The sequence below is a fragment of the Magnetospirillum sulfuroxidans genome, assembly GCF_018224925.1.
Classification (GTDB): domain Bacteria; phylum Pseudomonadota; class Alphaproteobacteria; order Rhodospirillales; family Magnetospirillaceae; genus Magnetospirillum; species Magnetospirillum sulfuroxidans.
The window spans coordinates 1-17,381 of the sequence record NZ_JAGTUF010000008.1 but is presented as its reverse complement, the minus strand read 5'-3'; the positions used below and the strand labels follow the sequence as shown (position 1 = coordinate 17,381).

Sequence of the window (17,381 nt, the reverse complement as noted above, 5' to 3'; positions counted from 1 at the left end):
TATCGGAGATCACTCGCCAAAATATAAACGCGATGGATGCACTTCGTATAAGCTTAACATATCCCCGTCGATTATATCCTGTCGGTTTGTAATTAGAACGATTGACCTGTTGGAGCCTTCAAGTCGCCCCCTGTAGAGGCGATAGCCCGATGCTATGAAAAATGGGTTGATGTAAATCGTGCTTGAGCGGAAAAGCAGGAAAACCATCGTGGCATAAAAAATTACGATGGGAATGGCCTTTGCTGGGTCGCTGAAACTGTCGGTCATAAATGGCGGAAAGTACGAAACGAGATAAGAAAATACGCCCTCATCGAGATTTGATTCGACGGTGATTGCCTTTCTAATAACTGACTTGCGCTTAAATCTACTTTTTAGCCAAAGAAAGACAATGACAGCCATCGCGAATGCTATGACGCCACCCCACCAGAGCCTAACGCCCTGCACGTAGAGGCTCGCTGCGAACAGGACATAGAGCGGCCCAAACGAACTGAAAAGGAACAGCGTTCGGAACCAGGGCGTCATCGCCCAAACCTCCTGCCAAGTTGAACAAAGATCGAACATACCCGTGATCGACAAAGTTGGCAATGCGTATCCTGCCGCCTACTGGTCCACCACCAAAGGCTTCTGTCCCAATGAACCAGGGTCTTGTGAGGCCCGCCGTCCAGCTTCATGCGGTGTCTCAATAGACCTCGATTTGATATTTGATACAAAGCGGCCTTAACCTCTTAGGTGTCATTGGGACATCAGGGGGCCGCCATGCTGATCGGATACGCACGAACTTCGACTCTTGATCAGCGAGCCAGCATTGAGGCCCAAATGCGCGACCTGACGGCAGTCGGGTGCGAGAAGGTCTTCAGTGAGCAGGTATCGTCGGTCGATGTCACCAACCGCGCGCAACTGGCTCTGGCGCTGGATTTCGTCCGCGAAGGCGACACTCTGGTGGTGACCAAGTTGGATCGCCTTGCTCGGTCTGTGGCGCATTTGCTGTCCATCGTGGACACCTTGAGCCGCAAAGGGGTCGGCCTGCGCATTCTCGGCATGGGCATCGATACCGCGACACCGACAGGCAAACTGATGTTGACTGTGCTTGGCGGCATTGCTGAGTTCGAACGCGAAATCATGCTGGAACGTCAACGTGAAGGGGTGGCTCGCGCGAAGGCGGAGGGGAAGTACAAGGGGCGGAAGCCGACCGCGATGGCACAGGCGGACGATGTGCGTCGGCTGAAGGCTGAAGGCGTGGGTGCCACCGAAATTGCCAACCGCCTTGGGATCGGTCGGGCGTCGGTCTATCGGGCCCTGGCCGGGAAGTAAGCCCCCGACCACTCATCCCGAAATTGGCGCAGCCGCCAGCTTCACTATCAGTCGCACGCTGATTTCTGAAGATGGGCGGCCACACATCGCGACCTCCCCAATGGCGACATTCATCTAATGCCGTCATGGAGATGGCGGCGCGTCTTTTTCAGACATCGCAGCTATCTCCATCCAAGGCCTGAGAAATCATGTTCCGTAGTTTGGCACCTTCGTTGTCCAAAGCCCCTTCTAGTGCCCGCCGGAGACGGACCAACAGTAACCGGGGCAGGACGAGGTAGACCTGCTCACCATGGCGACGGACCACCGGTTCACACCCCGCATCTTCGCCAGATTCCGTGCTGTCCGTTACCTCGCCGGAACTGGCTCCCTTCGCTTTAGCCAATGCTTCTTCGTCGGCCTCGGTTGGGCCATTACGACGCGAGGCGTATTTTTCGTCGTGCGCGGCCCTGATGGCAGTCGCACCGCCTTGGCTGTCGAACCAAGTGCCAAAGGCATCTGGGCAAACGCCCCACTCATCAGCATGCTCGCCTCGGTGTTCACCTGCCCAGCGGATGATTCGTACCGAGTAGTCGGTCAAGCTCTTGACGTTTACCTCCTTTACCATGGCCTCCGCTGCGAGCTTTCTGGCGGTGTCGGCGTCACACCCGGCCTTTGCCATTTCCCCCTCGATCTCGGCCTTCACTGTTTTCGCCAACATGGAGAAGAAGTGCCGGACGGGTAACTGATATGGGTGCTTGGGCGCTTTGACACGGGCCTTGCAGATCAGCCGGAACCCATCAGGGTCGCCGTAAAGCGCATGCCAAACAAAGCGGTAAAGGACCGCGTGTCGTTCCCGCGACACATCATGGCGATTCTTCCAGCCTGCAACCAAGTCCGATGTCCACTGGAAGATGGCGTCGCTCTCCAGTTCCTTGATCCCGGAGAGCCTGATTCTGGGCGGGTCTTCGAACACATCGAGGCCGGTCGCTGAAGGTCTACTGACTGGACCTTCGTCGCCAGGGTTGGTGAGGGGCTGGCCGGCCATTCCCGCCGTTTCGGCGCCGAGACCCTGTGTGGACTCCTGCTCCAACGCGACGCCATCAGCACTTTCCGCGACGCGCCCTTCATCGCTTTGATTTGATGGACTGCATTCCGAGGGGGCAACGGTGACCAACACGTCCCGCTTGGGACTCGCCTGGACAGCACCGGCGGCCATCTTTCTTGGCCGACCTCCCCGCGCGCCTGGGCCATGGATGAGGGCGTCGGGGAAACGGCTGCGGTATTCCTCGGCGGCCACACCATGGGAATGCAGATGGGCCGCGAGAGACCTGTATCGCTGATGGCAGATCAGGCATTCGACCTTGCCATCATCCTTGTCCGAAGCCGGATCACCATCCGGCCGGGCATCATGAGGCATCAACGATGGGGGAGGCAGGACGGGTGTAGAGGAAGAGGCGTTTGCTGCCGGGGACATGATCGTGACTCCGTGTCACCCAGGGACAACTGCGCAACTCACCGTTCCGGCGCGGATGTACATCGCGGCGGCCTAATGATCATTGCTCGCAGCCACATGGGCAGAGCTTTCTGTTCGAATGATATCCACCGACTTTTCGTTGATGGATATCACCGCTTCTTACCGGCGACGGCGCTAGAAGTCAAATAAAAATACAGTGCATCTCAGGATTGCAACCCCTTAATTCAAGTTCCATCGTAACATACAATTGTATAGATATGACAAAGCCACCAAATAATAAAATCAAGCTGCCTTTTATCGGTCTATTATCACTGCTGTATTGTCAATAAAACATAGTCATAATTCTGTGTTTATTTAAATTGATCTTCGTAATAGGTCAGCCTCATCGTTGTGCAAGTAAACAGCTTGCGTAACGAGGACAAAGGTGACGTTTTTTCGATACATTGGCGGTAAAACGCGTGGCCGCGACATGATCACACGCTATATTCCAGGCGACATTTCAGAGATTTGCTCCCCGTTCCTGGGGGGCGGGTCCGTTGAATTGGCCTTGGCGGGAGGCGGCGTCCAAATCCACGGATATGACGTGTTTCAACCATTGGCCAACTGCTGGCAGCAGGTGAAAAGAGACGCTGCTGCGGTGGCCGGCGCAGCCGGACGGTTCTTCCCATTGGGGCGGGAGGGATTTTACCAACTACAAGATTCGTACAGGCAGATCACCGACCCTGTGGAGCAGGCCGGGGCGTTCTTTGCCATCAACCGGGCATCCTTCAGCGGCCTGACGTTTTCCGGCGGCTACTCGGGCGTAGACAACCGCTTTACCGAATCTTCACTGCGCAAATTGCGGTCGGTGTCGATTCCCAACATCACGGTCGAGGTGGCTGACTTCGAGGATAGCCTCTCGCGGCACCCGGATGCCTTTGTCTACGCTGATCCGCCGTACCTTTTGCCGCCGAAGAAGGCGACTCTTTATGGTGTCCGAGGTGATGCCCATCGGCATTTCAACCACGACCGCTTGGCCGAAATCCTGCGTGCGCGTCCAGGCCGCTGGTTGCTGTCGTACAATAACGACGAGGAGGTGCGGCGGCTCTATTGGGGATTCCCAATGATCCCTCTATCCTGGGCCTATGGTTCCAGTCGCAACAGGGACAACACCGAGTTGCTGATCCTATCCGACGAGTTAGCTGACAGCTTGGGGCTGGGGGGACTAAGCCAAGCAAAAATTGTTGCTCAAGCCGTCGAGGATGCCGAACTCACGCGGGTTGCGTGACGGCGAGGTCGTCTGGGCAATCCATCTTTAAGTTGCCGACCAAGTAGCATGGCGGGGCCGCGGCCCCGCCATGCTACCATCTGGCCGCTTTCTTGCGCTTCAGCTTCAATGGAGCCAATCAGTCCTTCTTGCGGTGGCTGCGCGCCTTCGCCTCGTTGATCGCGTCGTCCAGCACCCCTTTCTCGATGCCGCTTTTCACGGCTTCGAGGGCCTTGATGACGGAAGCGATATCCTTGCCGCATTCGATGGTCGGTTTGCCATTCAGCATCACGACCTGGGACGAGCCGTATTTGATCTGAAGAAACATCTTTCCCTCAAACTCCCAGAACCACGGCTTGGGCGGACGGCTGGTCATCTGACGGCCATAGCCGTCGTCACCCTTCACATACCGCGTCCGCTCAACGGTGTACTTCGGATTTTTGAGCAGTTCGAGTTGGTGGCCGATCCCCTCCAGCACCACTTCACGCGGCGACTTGCGACGAGTTTCCGCGATCAGCGGCTTCTTCGTATCGACCAATTTCAGTCCGAACATCGGACACCTCCATATGTTGTTGCATGAAGGTTATGGCCAGTGTTTATCGCGGCCAAGATGCTGACCATGGATTTCATCTCCATCACGGTGATTGTCGGTGATGGTGGCCGGTCGGCGATGGCTTCATGGTCGGACACGGCTGGCGATCTCATTCCACAGTTCGGATTTTAGATTGCTGATCACGCCCAGTTGCTTGGCGGTCAAGTTCGAGAATCGCACTTCAGCGAGTGAGAAATAGAACGCCAACAGCGACTCGGTGGATATCCGGCGCTCATGCTGTCGCGTCATTGCGCTGCTAAACCAGCTATCGGCGCGGCCCCACATGTAGCTGAACGCGCGCTGGCTATCGGTCAGTCCGATGTTCCTGCATTGCTCGTAAATTTCGCTCATCGATCTCATTGCGGCCCCCTGCATCTGCGTATGCAGGTATTTATCAATTTACCGAAATCATTTCTGCCTACGCGGGACTGACAAAATCGAAGGGGTGAAGGGGTTTCCCCAATGAGTTCACCCTTAAATATTCTCATGTTTTCTTTTCTCGGATGACTTTTTCAACCAAACCCCTTCACCTCTTCGAAATTAGAAATTATATAATAAAAACAATGTGATAATACAGAAGGGGTTGGCGCATTAGCGCATGCCAAACCCCTTCGATGTCAAGTTATCTATTTGATTCTATTGTCTTTTTTAGAAGAGAACCTCTTCGGGCTGCCGCCTCCACCCGCGCTTGGTCGATAGCAACGACAACGGCGGCATAGGTTTCCGAGGGTTCTCCGACCTGATAAATGGCGCGGCGGCTCACCGGGTCGAGCTTCTTGTCATGCGGATAGTCGCCATCGCGCAGAATTCGACCAAATTGGGTTGCGAAACTGCTGAGATTGGTCTTGTCACCGGGATAGAGCTTCTCTTTCCAACCCGCGAACAAGGCGAATATATCCGCAACGCCCTTGTGCTGCTGCCAACCACCGGCATCTACTTCGTATTTCAACCATTCCTCGACAGGCGTAAGAACACGCTTCTCCGTTTCGGATGCGATCAAAAGTTCAACAATTTCGTTTGTTTCCGTTGGACAAACATCGTGTTCGTTCACGGATTGCCAAAGCTCCAGTGCGTTGACTTGCTCGAACAGGGCGTCAAGAAACTTGTACAGGTCTTTCCGACATTCTAAAGGGAAGAACCGCCGCAGGCCGGTGGGGTCGTGGAAAACCTCACTGAGATCGAGATTTCCAGCGCCGAAAAATGTGGAAATCATCCGCCCCTTGCTGGCTTCACCATAGAGTTTTCGGAACATTCCCGTTTCCGCCGTCATCATGTTTTTGACCTTGGCAGCGTCGGCCTTGTCGGCACGAGCGACCTCATCGAAGAAAATAATTGGAGTGTTTTTCATCACGATCTGTTTTTCATCGTGGTCAAACATGCCGAAATCGGTCTGGATCATTCCGTCTGCAACGGGGCCGAGGAACCAGCGCATGAAGCTGGATTTGCCGCACCCCTGCTTTCCTCGCAAGTACAGCATGATGTGCTGAATGGTGGGGCGATTGATCAGCTTCGCTTTGACCCGCCACACTGCCGCCTTCATCACCGCGACCACCAGTCGGTGGTATTCGTCGCGGGCCAAACCCATTGGACTGTCACCAAGGTTGGCACACAGGGTATCTACAACGAGTTCCCAGGCCGCATCACTTGCCGACGAATCAAACGCAATGCGTTCGTAGAACTGTTTGACGTTGCCGCGCTCTTGCTCAGCTTTCCATTTTTGCCATGCGGATGTCAGGTAGTCTTTTCCCGTGAAGGCTCCGAACTCGCCAGTCCACAAGAAGATGTCGTTGAAAATGTCGCGGTCTGATGTTTCGTTTCTGCCTTTCGTCATCTGGCGGTCGAGCGTGTATTTGACATCGTGTTTTCTGCAATATGCTTCAACGAAGCCGTAATGGTTTTTTGGTATTTCCCCCAAACCAACCTTAATTTTCATGTTCCTGCAAATTGCATCAATGATGGGTTTACGCAGCTTGGTGTGGGCGGACAGCACCATCCCGAAGTGGTCAACGAGATCAAGCTGATCACCGTCCCACGCCTTGGCCGCCGCGATGAAGGTGTCGATGCGCCCCTGATCCGTGATTACGGTTCCGGCCTGGAAATCCAGCCATTCCCCAAGTGTTTTCTCAAAATCAGACATATGCCAGTTCCTTTCTTTTTGCTTTTGCCTTCGCACGAAGGGCTACCAAGTTGCCTGTTTGTTCTTTTACCTGCCGTGGGTTGGCGTGCGTCCAGGCGTAGCGAAGAATCTCAACGACCTCTCCGCGCCGCTCATGTCCGACCTTGGCAACGCCGTGATCGAAAACGAGCCGTGATGTTGCATTCCAATCGAGGACACCCGCCTTAGCTATCTCGGCCAGACGGATCGCCGCCGACAAAATCGCGTTATGACGTTGGCTGGGAACAGCCCGCTCGATGCGGGCGATCTCGCCCTTCACCGCCGCATCCACATATCCATTGGAAACTTTGACGGCGGTCAGCGGGATCGTCGGCTGGGCCGGTGCCGGTGGCGGCACTGGTGGGCAAAGGGAAAGCCAGTCTTCTGCCGCCAGAATGGTTCCTGGCACGTGAATAAACAGGTTCTCCGCCGCCGACGAGTATCGCGCTGGCTGGTACAGCAGCGCATACATGGTGAGTTTTCCCCGATCAACGGCGACACCCAACGTCTTCTGCAAATGCAGGCAGATTTGTCGGTAATCGTCATGGTTGGTGATCGGGGTAGAAACGGGAACGATGATCCGAAAGCGGTCAGCAGGTGGAACATGACCCGCACTGGTATAGGCCAATGCGTCCAGACCCAGCGCCATCAAGCCTTCAACTGCTTTTGCAAGTTCGTTTGGACTGCCATCTTCACAGTCCAACCAGAAAAAATCGGCGGCTGTCGCATTGGCCTTCAACCGCCGACCATCATTGGCGAACGTGCAAGCAGTAAGGCCGCTCGCTTTGTCTTTGCACTCGTTTTTGCTCACTCCTGATATGCCCTCGTTGGACATTTCGCGGAGTAAAGAGACCAACCCTGTCCAATCCGTGTCAACAGCGGTCGGGTAGTTGTCCTCCTTGTTATTCCCAATTGTAATCTTCACAACATCACCTCATAAAAAAGCCCTCAGCGGGTTCCAATCGCTGAGGGCTAAGTGCCAGAGGTGACGCAGGCACGGTAATCCCATTGCACTAAAGCTCTATGCATTGCGTCACACACGTCAACTTTTGGAACCGACGTTATGTGTATTTATAAAATTCAAACGTCTGCGTTGACCGTCTGCTTTCCCCCAAGAGAATTGGATTACGGCATGCGTTGAGGCCGCCAACCATCAGCACCAGCCGATGACGCCAAAATTGGCTTGCCATCCCTTGGCCGCTCTTGATCGGGTTGATAGGCTGGTCACATGCCAGCCCACCCATGGAACCCCCTGCCATTCGACCTTGCCATTTGCGGCCTGATCGAATTGCGGGCGACGCTGGCGGCGTTCCGGGCGACCCACGTTATCTCCATATCAGACCCAGGCGGTGCCTCCCCGGAAATACCGGACTCGTTGACCGTGCTGCGGCTGGCATTTTGGGATGTCGATTCTCTCGACGGTATGGTGGCGCGGAAGCTGGCGCCGGACACCCCCGATGCCTATCCGTCTATCGCCCATGTGCAACTGATCCTCGGATTTGGTCGGCAAATTCCTGCCGGTGCCAGGGTGTTGGTGCATTGCAGTGCGGGGATCAGCCGCTCGTCCGCGACGGCTTTCCTGATCGCCGCCCAGGCGATGGCTGGTTCCGAGCATCGGGCTTTCGACCTCATCAAATTGCTGCGCCCGCAGGCTCGCCCAAATAGGTTGATTGTCAAATTCGGGGACCGGCTACTTGGGGCTGAAGGGCGGATGCTCGCGTGCCTGTAAGCCCGAATGAGGCCGCCGATGCACTGGCCGAGATAGTCCGACATCTGCTCGACCATGCTGCCAACCACGATGATCTGGATCATCTCGTCGCCGCGCTCGATATCGTTCAGCACCTTTGTTGGAATGGCGTCAGCCTGAAGGACATTACCGAGCCGGTCAAGATGGATGCTGTGCAGATGGCGCTGGCAGCGGGTGTGGTCGAAAGGCTGGTGGAGGTCTATTCGGCGCCGCCGCATAACCTGCCTCAGCAGGCACCAGTATGGTGTGCTGGTGTTCCACCAAGCCCAATCGAGGTCTGGTTGGTCAGTCCGACTCCGGCGGAAGGCGCCACGCTGAATCCAATTTTCCGGCGCAGAAACGTGGTCACCCTGGAGAATTTTTTGTCGTTCGCCTGACCCCTCGTTTTTACTTCGCCTTGCGCAGCAATACGCAGGTGCACCCAGGATTCTGGCGTTTGGCGATGGTAACGGCATCGCCACCGGTGACCGCTTTGATCGTCACCTCGTAAGCGGCCTGTCCGCCGCATTGGACTCGGATGATGTACGAATCCTGCATGTCGGGTCTCCTAAGTTTTGTGCCGCACTGAGGTCGGCGCAACAATACGGGCTTGACTATAGGAAAGTAACGTCAATCTCACAAGTAGGAAAATTACACCAATAGCCTGACCCGGCATCTCCCATCAAACTGGGGGCATGAGCATGAACAACGACATTGGCAAACGTGTCGGACACCGACTCAAGCAATTGCGGGAGGCCCGAGGACTCACCCAGGCTCAACTTGCCACCTTGTCGGGAAAATCCGTCGAAAGCATCTCGAACTTCGAGCGTGGAAAGGTGGTCACCTCGCTTGCCACTCTGGACCAGCTTGCTCGCCTGCTGGATGTCCAATTGCGAGATTTTTTTGAGAACACGCCGGTGACGATGGCACCGTCATCCATGTCGGCGCCCGCACAGGCAGTGGTGAACGCACTGCGCCTTTTGCCAGACCAGGACATCGAGATTTTGGCCGGGGTTGCCGCTGTGCTCGAATCGCAGCAGCGCCGGAAGGGGTAGCACGACCAAGTGCCGCTTCTTGGGCACTCGGTTGAACAAGGCGATCCGGCGACCATCAACGACCTCAAAGTGCAGCACCCGCGCAACTCCGATGCGCTTGTCATGACCCGATTCCTGTCTCACGCAATGCGCGGCGCGCCCGTTGGAGCAGAATTCCAACGTCATCGTCGGTGACCCCGAGCACCAAGGCGATGTCGGCGGGTTTAAACTGCGCCACGTAATACAGCGTCAATGCCACCCGTTGCAGCGGCGGGAGCATGGCGACGGCATCTTCCAGTGAGCTTCCCGAGGATGTCTTGGGTTCGGCGCACGTGCTGTAACCGACCACGGAAGCGTATAGCCGGACGGCGAACGGGGTGTTCTCCGCCACCCAATTGTGGCTGTCCTGCCAAACCGACACGAGGCATTTTTGGGCGGTTGCCTCGGCTGCTGCCGTGTCCAGGCAAAGCCGGAATGCCAGGGCATAGGCGATAGGCGCATGGCGTTCGACCAGAACGCGGTAGGCGTCAGCATCACCAGCGGCGATCCGCAGCAGAAGGTCTTCGTCGGCAGCGGCACCGTCGCGATGCCGGGTGAGAATGGACATCCGCTTCTCCATCCGGGTATGGAACCCGGAAGTTGGCTTCTTCTCCGACTATAGTAAGATAACATCTACAATGAAAGCAGGAAAATTACGCCTATGCCGGATGACAGGTGGGTCACGTTGGCGCAACACCGAGTATCCACCCCTCGACCTGCGCGACTGTTCGTTCTGGCGGGGTCAGGTCTGGTGAAAAGTAGCTGGTGAGACTGCCAATGCTGTCAGCACCAGCCATCCAGGCGACGATGGAGTAGGCGTCGTGTTGATCCGGCGTCCGGTCTTGGCGTGGAAACGAACGGTTCCACAGGGCCGGATAGACCTCGGTAATGACCGAGTGTCCTTCCGGCACCGCCCAGCCATCGAAGGGCCAGAAATGGACGCGGGAACCAAGCTGGCGGCGGATAAATCGCAGCCAGGGGATACCGGCATGGGTGGATTTGGCGACCTGACCCTGGACATCGAAATGGAAGACCGACTTGGCGCCACCGGCGCGTTCCTCGGTCAACCGCCGCCAACGGGTGTTACCGCCGCGCGCAGCCCCATTGCCGACGATCCCATCGCGAACGAAATCCACATAGATGTTGTCCCCGTCCGTGGGCCAGTGGTGCTGGAAGTCATCCAGAAACGCCGACCAGTCCGGCATCAAACCATGGGCTTCGAAGTACCGAAGCGGGAATGAGAAGCCGTGGTCGATGCCAACCAGAGTGGGAATGTCGCCGGATAATTCCTCGACCAACCAATGGGCGATGCCCTTGCGCGTCCAATACTTCCTGGGGCTGGGGGGCGGCAGAATCTCGCACGGAGAAGCATCGGGCCTGACCTCATAGACCCGCAGTCCCTTCAGGCTGGCGGTCGGCACCTCGGCGCCGGAATAGTCGATGCCAATGTACCGGGTGAAGGCGGTCATGTCCGTGGCTCCACCCGTTCGAACCCCAGCAAATGCTCGTTCCTGTCCAACCATGCTTTTCGCATCTGCCAGTCGGGCAAAATGCTGCCGACCAATTGCCAAAATGCGGTGTCGTGGTTGCGGTGCCGCAGGTGGCATAGCTCGTGGACGACGGCATATTCCAGTACCGGCTTTGGAGCGAAAATCAGGCGCCAGTTCAGATTAATCACGCGATCTTGGCCGCAGCTTCCCCATAGGTGCTTCTGGTCCTTGATACGGATGTCCTTGGGGTACATGCCATTGACGGCATGTTGGCGGGCAATGGCAACCACATCCTCACGCACACGTTTTCGCAACCAGAGCGCCAGCGCAGCCTCGATCACCGAATCACGGGCATTCGGCGCGATTGTCTGCGGGTATTCCACCCGGAAGCCGTTGCGATAGGCCACCTCAACCAAACTGCCGGTTCCCGGCTGAACGGTCAGACGCATCAACCGGCCACGATAGGGAATCTTCGCGCCGGTGACGAAGCGGTGGATGGTGTGACCCTGTGCCACCCGTGCCCGCATGGCTCGTGTCTGTTCAAAAATCCAGGCGCGGCGACGATGAAGCGCCCGGCCGATCTGTTCGTCGCTGGCCGTGTCAGGTACAACCACCTCGACCTGATCAGGGGTCACGGTGATCCGCGCCCGCCGCGCTGTGGGTGACCGCTTGAGGATATAGGGAATCTGGGTGCTGCCGACACTCAGCACGGGCATCAGCATTAGTCCTTTTCCAGATACTTCAGTGCAAATTCCTCGACCTGTTCCGACAGCGCGATCATGTCAGCAAATCCCAGTCCATGGGCCATTTGTCGCACCTTCTGGCGCAGGGTTTTCCGCAGTTCCGGTTTCTCCTGCCACAGGGAAGGGGCCGAAGCATCGTCGGTATAAAGGGCTTCGATGTCCTTCGCCAAGATTTCAACGGCATTGGCATCGCCTTGGGCATCAAACGCCTTCAGCACCGCCAGAATGCCGAAAGCGGCTTGGGACAGACCCGTGCCTTCGTGTGCCATTTCCTCGGCCTGGATGTCCTTCGCCAGTTCCTCGGCAGCCTTCAGCTTTTCGGCCCAGGAAAGCTGAGCGTCATCCATCTTGCGCAACAGTTCCTTCAACCGGTCGGAGAACTTGCCGTACTGATGGGGGTTATCCGCCACCTTTTCATAGGTGACCTTCCTAAGCTCGGTGGTCTTGCGGATCGCCGCCGTCTTCAGATCATCTTCGTCTTTGCCCTCAGGGTCGAAGTCCGTCCAAAAATCGGGGTCGGTGATATGGCGCAACTTGACGGTGACGCTCAGGCCCGTGGCATCCAGATGCTCGGCCAGCATATCCCTGATCTTGCGGCTGTATTCCCGCTGGTCGAAGGCTTCCTTCTTTTCGAACACCTGGGTGCCGTACTGGAGGAAATTCGCCACCCATTTGAGATCGGCGGTGAACTCCAGCACCGAGGTATCCGGTGACAAAGCCTGATACAGCCCGATGAACTCCCTGGCCTTGGTGCGGAACTCGAACCAGTAATCCTCGGTGTTCAATGCCTTGACCAAGGCATCGTACTCGGCCTTCAGATTGCCGGTGCCGCGCTTCACCCCTTTCGCCAGTTTCATCACGGCGGCATGAGCAGCACGAAGCTGGCTGCGCAGATCATCCAGATCGCGCATGGCGTTCTTCACGTCATCGGCGCGGTAGGACGACAGGGCATCGTCCAGATTCCGCGACACCCCGATATAGTCCACGATCAGGCCGTTGCGCTTGCCATCAGCAACCCGATTGGCGCGGGCGATGGCTTGCAGCAGGGTGTGCTCCTTCAGCGGCTTGTCGAGATACATCACGCATTCGGCGGGGGCATCGAAGCCGGTCAGCAGCTTGTCGCAGACGATCAGGAAATGGGGCGCTTGGCCGCGCTTGTCGAATGCCTCCTTGGCATCCTTCTCGGCGTCATAGTCGAGGTAATGACGGCGGAGTTCGGCCCGCACCGCATCAACCTGCGGGTCTTCGCTGGGCTTGTCGTCTTCCTGGGACTTGGAATAGACGCAGGCCGACATTGCCGCCGCCTGGGCTTGGGCTTCCGCTTCAGGGACGCCCTGCTTCACCAAGTCCTCAGCAATCACCGCGTCCATGGCCTGTTTGTACAGGATGACCGCTTCCCGGTCGAAAGCGACGATCTGCGCCTTCAGCCCATCGGGCAGAGCGTATGCCTTGAAGTGAGTCCAGATGTCATAGGCGATCAACGGGATGCGCTTTGGGTGCTTGACCAGATCGGCAATGGTCACCCCGCGCTTCTTGAGCAGCGCCATTTTGTCGTCCGGCAGATCGGCAAACCAGTTATCAAACAGGATGTCGATCTTGGCTTCATCAATGTGCCAGTCGGTCTTCCGCCCGGTGTAATGGATCGGCACCGTCGCGCCATCGGCCACGGCGTCGTCAATACCGTACTTGTCGAGATACCCTTCGCCCTCGACCCCGAAATTCGCGTAGGTGTCCTTGTCGTCCTTTTTGACGGGCGTGCCGGTGAAGCCAAAGAACCGGGCATCCGGCATGGTGGCGCGCAGGAACGCGCCCAAGTCCTTTTCCTGGGTGCGGTGGCATTCGTCCACCATGACGATCCACGAAGCCGAATCGGCAATGGCCTGCTTCGATCCCGCAAACTTGAAGATGGTGGAAAGGACGGTCAGGCCGTTCACCCCCTTGCCGATGACGGAGCGCAGGTCAGCCACCGACTCGGCCCGTTGCGGATTGGGCAAGCCACACGCCTGGAATGTGCGGCTGATCTGATCATCCAAATCGATGCGGTCGGTCAGCACCATGATGTTGGGATTGGTGAGTGCCGGATGGTTCAGCGTCAAATGGGTCTTCAGCTTCAATGCGGCGAACACCATGGTCAGTGATTTGCCTGACCCCTGTGTGTGCCAAATCAACCCTCGACGATGCTTCCCCTCGATGATGCGGGTCACGATCTTGTTAACCGCGCGGAACTGCTGGTAACGGCAGATTTTCTTGACCTTGCCGCTCCGCGCCGTCTCGAACACCACGAAATGGGCGATCAAGTCCAGCAGCCGGGCCGGTTCCAGCAGACTCCACAGACCCTTGGAAAGTTCGTCGGTAAACTCGTCGGCTGCGCGGGGGAACGGATCACCCCACGCCCCATAGAACTTCGATGGGCTGCCGGTTGCCCCATACAGGCAATTGGTGCCGTCGCTGACGATGTTGAACGCATTGGCGAAAAACAGGCGGGGGATGTCGCGTTCATACTGGCGGATTTGGTCGAACGCCTCGCCGCTCTTGTCCTTGCCGTTCAAGGGCGACTTAAGCTCGATCACCACCACCGGGATGCCGTTGACATGGATCACGACATCGGGAATGCGGGATTTCTCCGCCTTGACGTAAAGCTGGTTGGTGACGGTGAAGACGTTGTTGGCGGGATTCTGGAAATCGATGACCCGAAGGGTCTGCTTGGTCGCCTTGCCCTGCACCGTGCGACTGTAATTCCCGCGCAGGATGCCCAGCCATTCCTCGTTGTCATCCTTGGCCAGCAGTTCCACATAGGCAGCCCGCGCATCCGCCTCGGCCACGCCGTTGATGCGGCGAATGGCATCGATCAGGATCGGGCGGAACAGGGTGTGGTTTTCACCGTCACGCAGCGCATGGTGGTCAGAGGAGGGGACAAAGCGATAGCCCATGCCCTGAAGACATTCGATGGTCGGCTTTTCAGCCAAGGTCCATTCACTGCCCATGATTTCCCCCTCATTCCATCATTCAGCAGCGATGTTTTCGGGCAACGGCACCCGCTTGCGTCCGGTAAGGAGATCGGCCATGAGGGCGGATTTAAGCGATATTTTCTCATTGAGAGCAGTCGCACTCTGGCTCTCGACCATCGAAATATTCCTAACCACATCAGTAATCCGTTCGATCTCAGAGCGAGGTGGGATAGGAATAAAGAAATTTCTTACGTTCTCGAGGCTGAGTCCTGGCTTACTTTGCCCGTACTGAGCATTTAAAATCTGAGAGTTGCCAGGACCATCAGGCGAAAAAAATGCCACAAGCATCTCTGACATCATTGGGTCATTTAGGCGGGCTAACGCAATGTGTTGGCTGACGTAAGCCTCTCCTATGTCACCTGCGCTTGAGACGTTTCCAACGCTATTGCCCGTGATGGTGAACAGTAGATCATCGGCAACAATTCGCGTCCTTGCTCCCTCCGTCCCAGCGGGTACACGAACATATTGCCTGTCCGTCAAGTCAAGGCATCCACAGCGCACATTCTGCGAGCGGAGGAACAATGCGCCACTCTCAGAATAGTACTGTGCCCACCCCCGTGAACCGCTGGTTATTAGGCTGCATACGTCACGAAACCGCTTTACATCCCACCCCTCTGGAATCTCCCCGATTTCGGTCTGTTTCAACCGGGTCTGTCCGATGCCTTTGGTCAGCAGGTGCTTCAGCACACCCTGCTTGACGGTGCGGGTCTGATTGATGACCGCCTGGGTCGCGGCGATGGCTTCATCGACGCTGGAGAGGATTTCTGCGATGCGGCGTTGTTCTTGTATTGGCGGAACTAGAATGCTGATCTCTTCCAGACTTACGCGGCTCAATTCAATTTGGTTAGTGCTGCCAGTTACGCAGGTTGTAAATATCTCCTCTTGAACTGATGGCAGCGACAGCCATTCTGAAACGATCTTTGGACTTGCCGATGAATTTGTCCGAATGATTGTTACGTGCATGTCGGCAAAAAAGGATGCGGTATCACCTTTTTGCCACATTGCCACTCTGCCAAGAGTTCCGGTTCCAGTGCTATTGATGCATACATCCCCAGACCGGAGAAAAGACCGCCCTTTGATCTGCTTCGATGGCGCGTGAGGACGAGAGAATTTCGTGTCGATGAAGCCATCTCGAATACATTTCTGACTGATCGCCCACACACCCGTTTCAGACTCGGCATATTGAGGTGCATCACCTCGGCCAATGAAATCACACAGGGATTTAAGCCGAACGCTACGCCACCCTTCAGGCACCTTCCGGGACATAGCCAAGCTCCCTCAAGAATCCCATCATCTTGGCTTCAGCTTCGTCCCGCTGCACCCGAAGCTCGATCAGCTTTTCCACCTCTTCCGCCACATCCAGTTCCACCTCGTCCTCGTTCAAATGGACATAGCGGCTGATGTTCAGGTTGAAGTCGTTGGCTTCGATTTCTGACATCGGCACGACCCGAGCCAAACGCTCGATGTCGGCGTAGCCATGGAAGGCGTTGGCAAGGGTCGTGACATTGGCATCCGACAAATGGTTTTGGGCTTTGCCTTCAACGAATTGGTCGGCGCCGTTGATGATCAGCACCTTGCCCTTGTGGGCGGCGGGCTTGGATTTTCGCAGGATCAGGATGCACGCCGGAATACCCGCGCCGTAGAACAGGTTCGGGGCCAAGCCGATCACTGCCTCAACCAGATCGTCCTTCAACAGGCCTTCGCGGATTCTGCCCTCTGATCCGCCGCGAAACAGGACGCCATGGGGCAGGACCACGCCCAACATGCCGTTGCCCTTCAGGCTGGCGATCATGTGCTGGACGAAGGCCAGATCACCATAGGATTTGGGCGGGCAGCCGTATTTGTCGCGCCCGAACTGATCGCCGCCGCTCCACACGTCATGTCCCCAGTTTTTCAGTGAGAACGGCGGATTGGCCAGCACCCGGTCGAAGGTGCGGATCGCCTTCACCCTGTCGCTCACCAGATGCTTGGGATCGATCAGGGTGTCGCCGCGTTCGATGAAGGCATCGTCAATGTCGTGCAGGAACAGGTTCATCTGGGCGATGGCCCAGGTGTTGAGGTTCTTTTCCTGACCGAACAGCGACAGGTTCTTGGGGTTCTTGCCCTGGCGTTCCAGATGGTGAACCGTCTCCAGCAGCATGCCGCCCGAGCCGCAGGTGGGATCGTAGACGCTCATGCCTTCATTGGGGCGAAGGCAGTCCACGATCAACCGCACCACCATCTTGGGGGTGTAGAACTCGCCGCCCTTCTTGCCCGCGTCGTCCGCGAACTGCTTGATCAGGTATTCATAGGCGTTGCCCAGCATGTCGGGTTCCACATCCGCCCGGCGCAGGCGATAGGCCTCGAAATGCTGGAGCAACTTCTCCAGCATGGAATCGGGGAACCGTTCCTTGTTGTTGAAGTCCACGTCCTGAAAGACACCACGCAGGCGGCTGTTCGAATCTTCGATGGCGTGGAAGGCGGCGTTCAGGTGCTCACCGATGTTGGTGGCGTGCTTGCGCACGTCGGCCCAGAAATGGCCCTCGGGGATATGGAAACGATGCTCGTCCCTATGCGCCGCCAACTTGGCGTCGCCATAGGTCAC

General features: G+C 56.8%; 18 protein-coding genes. 5 read left to right on the top strand and 13 right to left on the bottom strand.

Translation table 11 applies throughout. The features are described 5' to 3' along the window. Positions 1-9: 9 nt before the first annotated feature. Entirely contained in the window at positions 10-561 is a 552-nt protein-coding gene (locus tag KEC16_RS10045) for a hypothetical protein (protein ID WP_211548443.1), read from the bottom strand. A 195-nt stretch (positions 562-756) separates the two neighbouring features. On the opposite strand from KEC16_RS10045, the gene KEC16_RS10040 reads away from it, so the two are divergent. Continuing rightward, positions 757-1,311, top strand: coding sequence for a recombinase family protein (locus tag KEC16_RS10040; RefSeq protein WP_211548441.1), 555 nt, complete (start codon positions 757-759; stop codon positions 1,309-1,311). 148 nt (positions 1,312-1,459) lie between these two features. On the opposite strand, the gene KEC16_RS10035 is transcribed toward KEC16_RS10040, so the two are convergent. Continuing rightward, positions 1,460-2,764: a Ros/MucR family transcriptional regulator gene (locus tag KEC16_RS10035; protein WP_211548439.1), complete on the bottom strand. Its 1,305-nt coding sequence runs from the start codon at positions 2,762-2,764 to the stop codon at positions 1,460-1,462. Positions 2,765-3,188: 424 nt separating this feature from the next. Between KEC16_RS10035 and KEC16_RS10030 the strand changes: the two genes are divergently transcribed. Continuing rightward, positions 3,189-4,031: a DNA adenine methylase gene (locus tag KEC16_RS10030; RefSeq protein ID WP_346344061.1), complete on the top strand. Its 843-nt coding sequence runs from the start codon at positions 3,189-3,191 to the stop codon at positions 4,029-4,031. Between the two features lie 118 nt (positions 4,032-4,149). Here the strand turns inward: KEC16_RS10030 and KEC16_RS10025 are convergent, their stop codons facing one another. From KEC16_RS10025 to KEC16_RS10010, 4 genes are all read right to left on the bottom strand, one after another. Beyond that, a complete protein-coding gene (locus KEC16_RS10025; protein WP_211548437.1) occupies positions 4,150-4,563 on the bottom strand; it encodes a hypothetical protein in 414 nt (137 codons plus the stop codon). A gap of 123 nt (positions 4,564-4,686) precedes the next feature. Further along, on the bottom strand, positions 4,687-4,953 hold the full coding sequence (locus KEC16_RS10020; RefSeq protein ID WP_211548435.1) for a hypothetical protein: 267 nt from the start codon (positions 4,951-4,953) through the stop codon (positions 4,687-4,689). Between the two features lie 271 nt (positions 4,954-5,224). Continuing rightward, positions 5,225-6,739 carry a VapE domain-containing protein gene (locus KEC16_RS10015; RefSeq protein WP_211548433.1) on the bottom strand — a complete coding sequence of 505 codons (1,515 nt, stop codon included), beginning with the start codon at positions 6,737-6,739 and terminating at the stop codon, positions 5,225-5,227. Continuing rightward, positions 6,732-7,568 (bottom strand): hypothetical protein, encoded by an 837-nt coding sequence (locus tag KEC16_RS10010; RefSeq protein WP_211548431.1) that lies wholly within the window; start codon positions 7,566-7,568, stop codon positions 6,732-6,734. The genes KEC16_RS10015 and KEC16_RS10010 overlap by 8 nt, the downstream gene beginning before the upstream one ends. A 417-nt stretch (positions 7,569-7,985) precedes the next feature. Here KEC16_RS10010 and KEC16_RS10005 point away from each other — a divergent pair, with 417 nt between their 5' ends. Both KEC16_RS10005 and KEC16_RS10000 read left to right on the top strand, forming a co-directional pair. Next, a complete protein-coding gene (locus tag KEC16_RS10005; RefSeq protein ID WP_211548428.1) occupies positions 7,986-8,486 on the top strand; it encodes a tyrosine phosphatase family protein in 501 nt (166 codons plus the stop codon). Continuing rightward, complete coding sequence (locus KEC16_RS10000) at positions 8,477-8,881, top strand: hypothetical protein (RefSeq protein ID WP_211548426.1); 405 nt, start codon at positions 8,477-8,479, stop codon at positions 8,879-8,881. Before KEC16_RS10005 ends, KEC16_RS10000 begins: the two co-directional genes overlap by 10 nt. 10 nt (positions 8,882-8,891) lie before the next feature. Here KEC16_RS10000 and KEC16_RS09995 read toward each other — a convergent pair whose 3' ends face one another. Further along, entirely contained in the window at positions 8,892-9,041 is a 150-nt protein-coding gene (locus tag KEC16_RS09995; protein ID WP_211548423.1) for a hypothetical protein, read from the bottom strand. 143 nt (positions 9,042-9,184) lie between these two features. Here KEC16_RS09995 and KEC16_RS09990 point away from each other — a divergent pair, with 143 nt between their 5' ends. Then, a complete protein-coding gene (locus KEC16_RS09990) occupies positions 9,185-9,538 on the top strand; it encodes a helix-turn-helix domain-containing protein (protein ID WP_211548421.1) in 354 nt (117 codons plus the stop codon). A 100-nt stretch (positions 9,539-9,638) separates the two neighbouring features. On the opposite strand, the gene KEC16_RS09985 is transcribed toward KEC16_RS09990, so the two are convergent. The 6 genes from KEC16_RS09985 to KEC16_RS09960 all read right to left on the bottom strand — a co-directional run. After that, the gene (locus tag KEC16_RS09985; protein WP_211548419.1) at positions 9,639-10,124 is read right to left on the bottom strand and encodes a sigma factor-like helix-turn-helix DNA-binding protein; all 486 of its coding nucleotides are present in this window, start codon (positions 10,122-10,124) and stop codon (positions 9,639-9,641) included. Positions 10,125-10,236: 112 nt separating this feature from the next. Continuing rightward, on the bottom strand, positions 10,237-11,025 hold the full coding sequence (locus KEC16_RS09980; RefSeq protein ID WP_211548417.1) for a hypothetical protein: 789 nt from the start codon (positions 11,023-11,025) through the stop codon (positions 10,237-10,239). Beyond that, entirely contained in the window at positions 11,022-11,768 is a 747-nt protein-coding gene (locus KEC16_RS09975) for a M48 family metallopeptidase (RefSeq protein ID WP_211548415.1), read from the bottom strand. Before KEC16_RS09975 ends, KEC16_RS09980 begins: the two co-directional genes overlap by 4 nt. Further along, positions 11,768-14,773: a type I restriction endonuclease subunit R gene (locus KEC16_RS09970; RefSeq protein ID WP_211548413.1), complete on the bottom strand. Its 3,006-nt coding sequence runs from the start codon at positions 14,771-14,773 to the stop codon at positions 11,768-11,770. Before KEC16_RS09970 ends, KEC16_RS09975 begins: the two co-directional genes overlap by 1 nt. An 18-nt stretch (positions 14,774-14,791) precedes the next feature. Next, the gene (locus KEC16_RS09965) at positions 14,792-16,063 is read right to left on the bottom strand and encodes a restriction endonuclease subunit S (protein WP_211548411.1); all 1,272 of its coding nucleotides are present in this window, start codon (positions 16,061-16,063) and stop codon (positions 14,792-14,794) included. After that, on the bottom strand, positions 16,044-17,381 hold a 1,338-nt coding region (locus KEC16_RS09960), incomplete at its 5' end, for an N-6 DNA methylase (protein ID WP_211548409.1). The genes KEC16_RS09960 and KEC16_RS09965, both read right to left, overlap by 20 nt.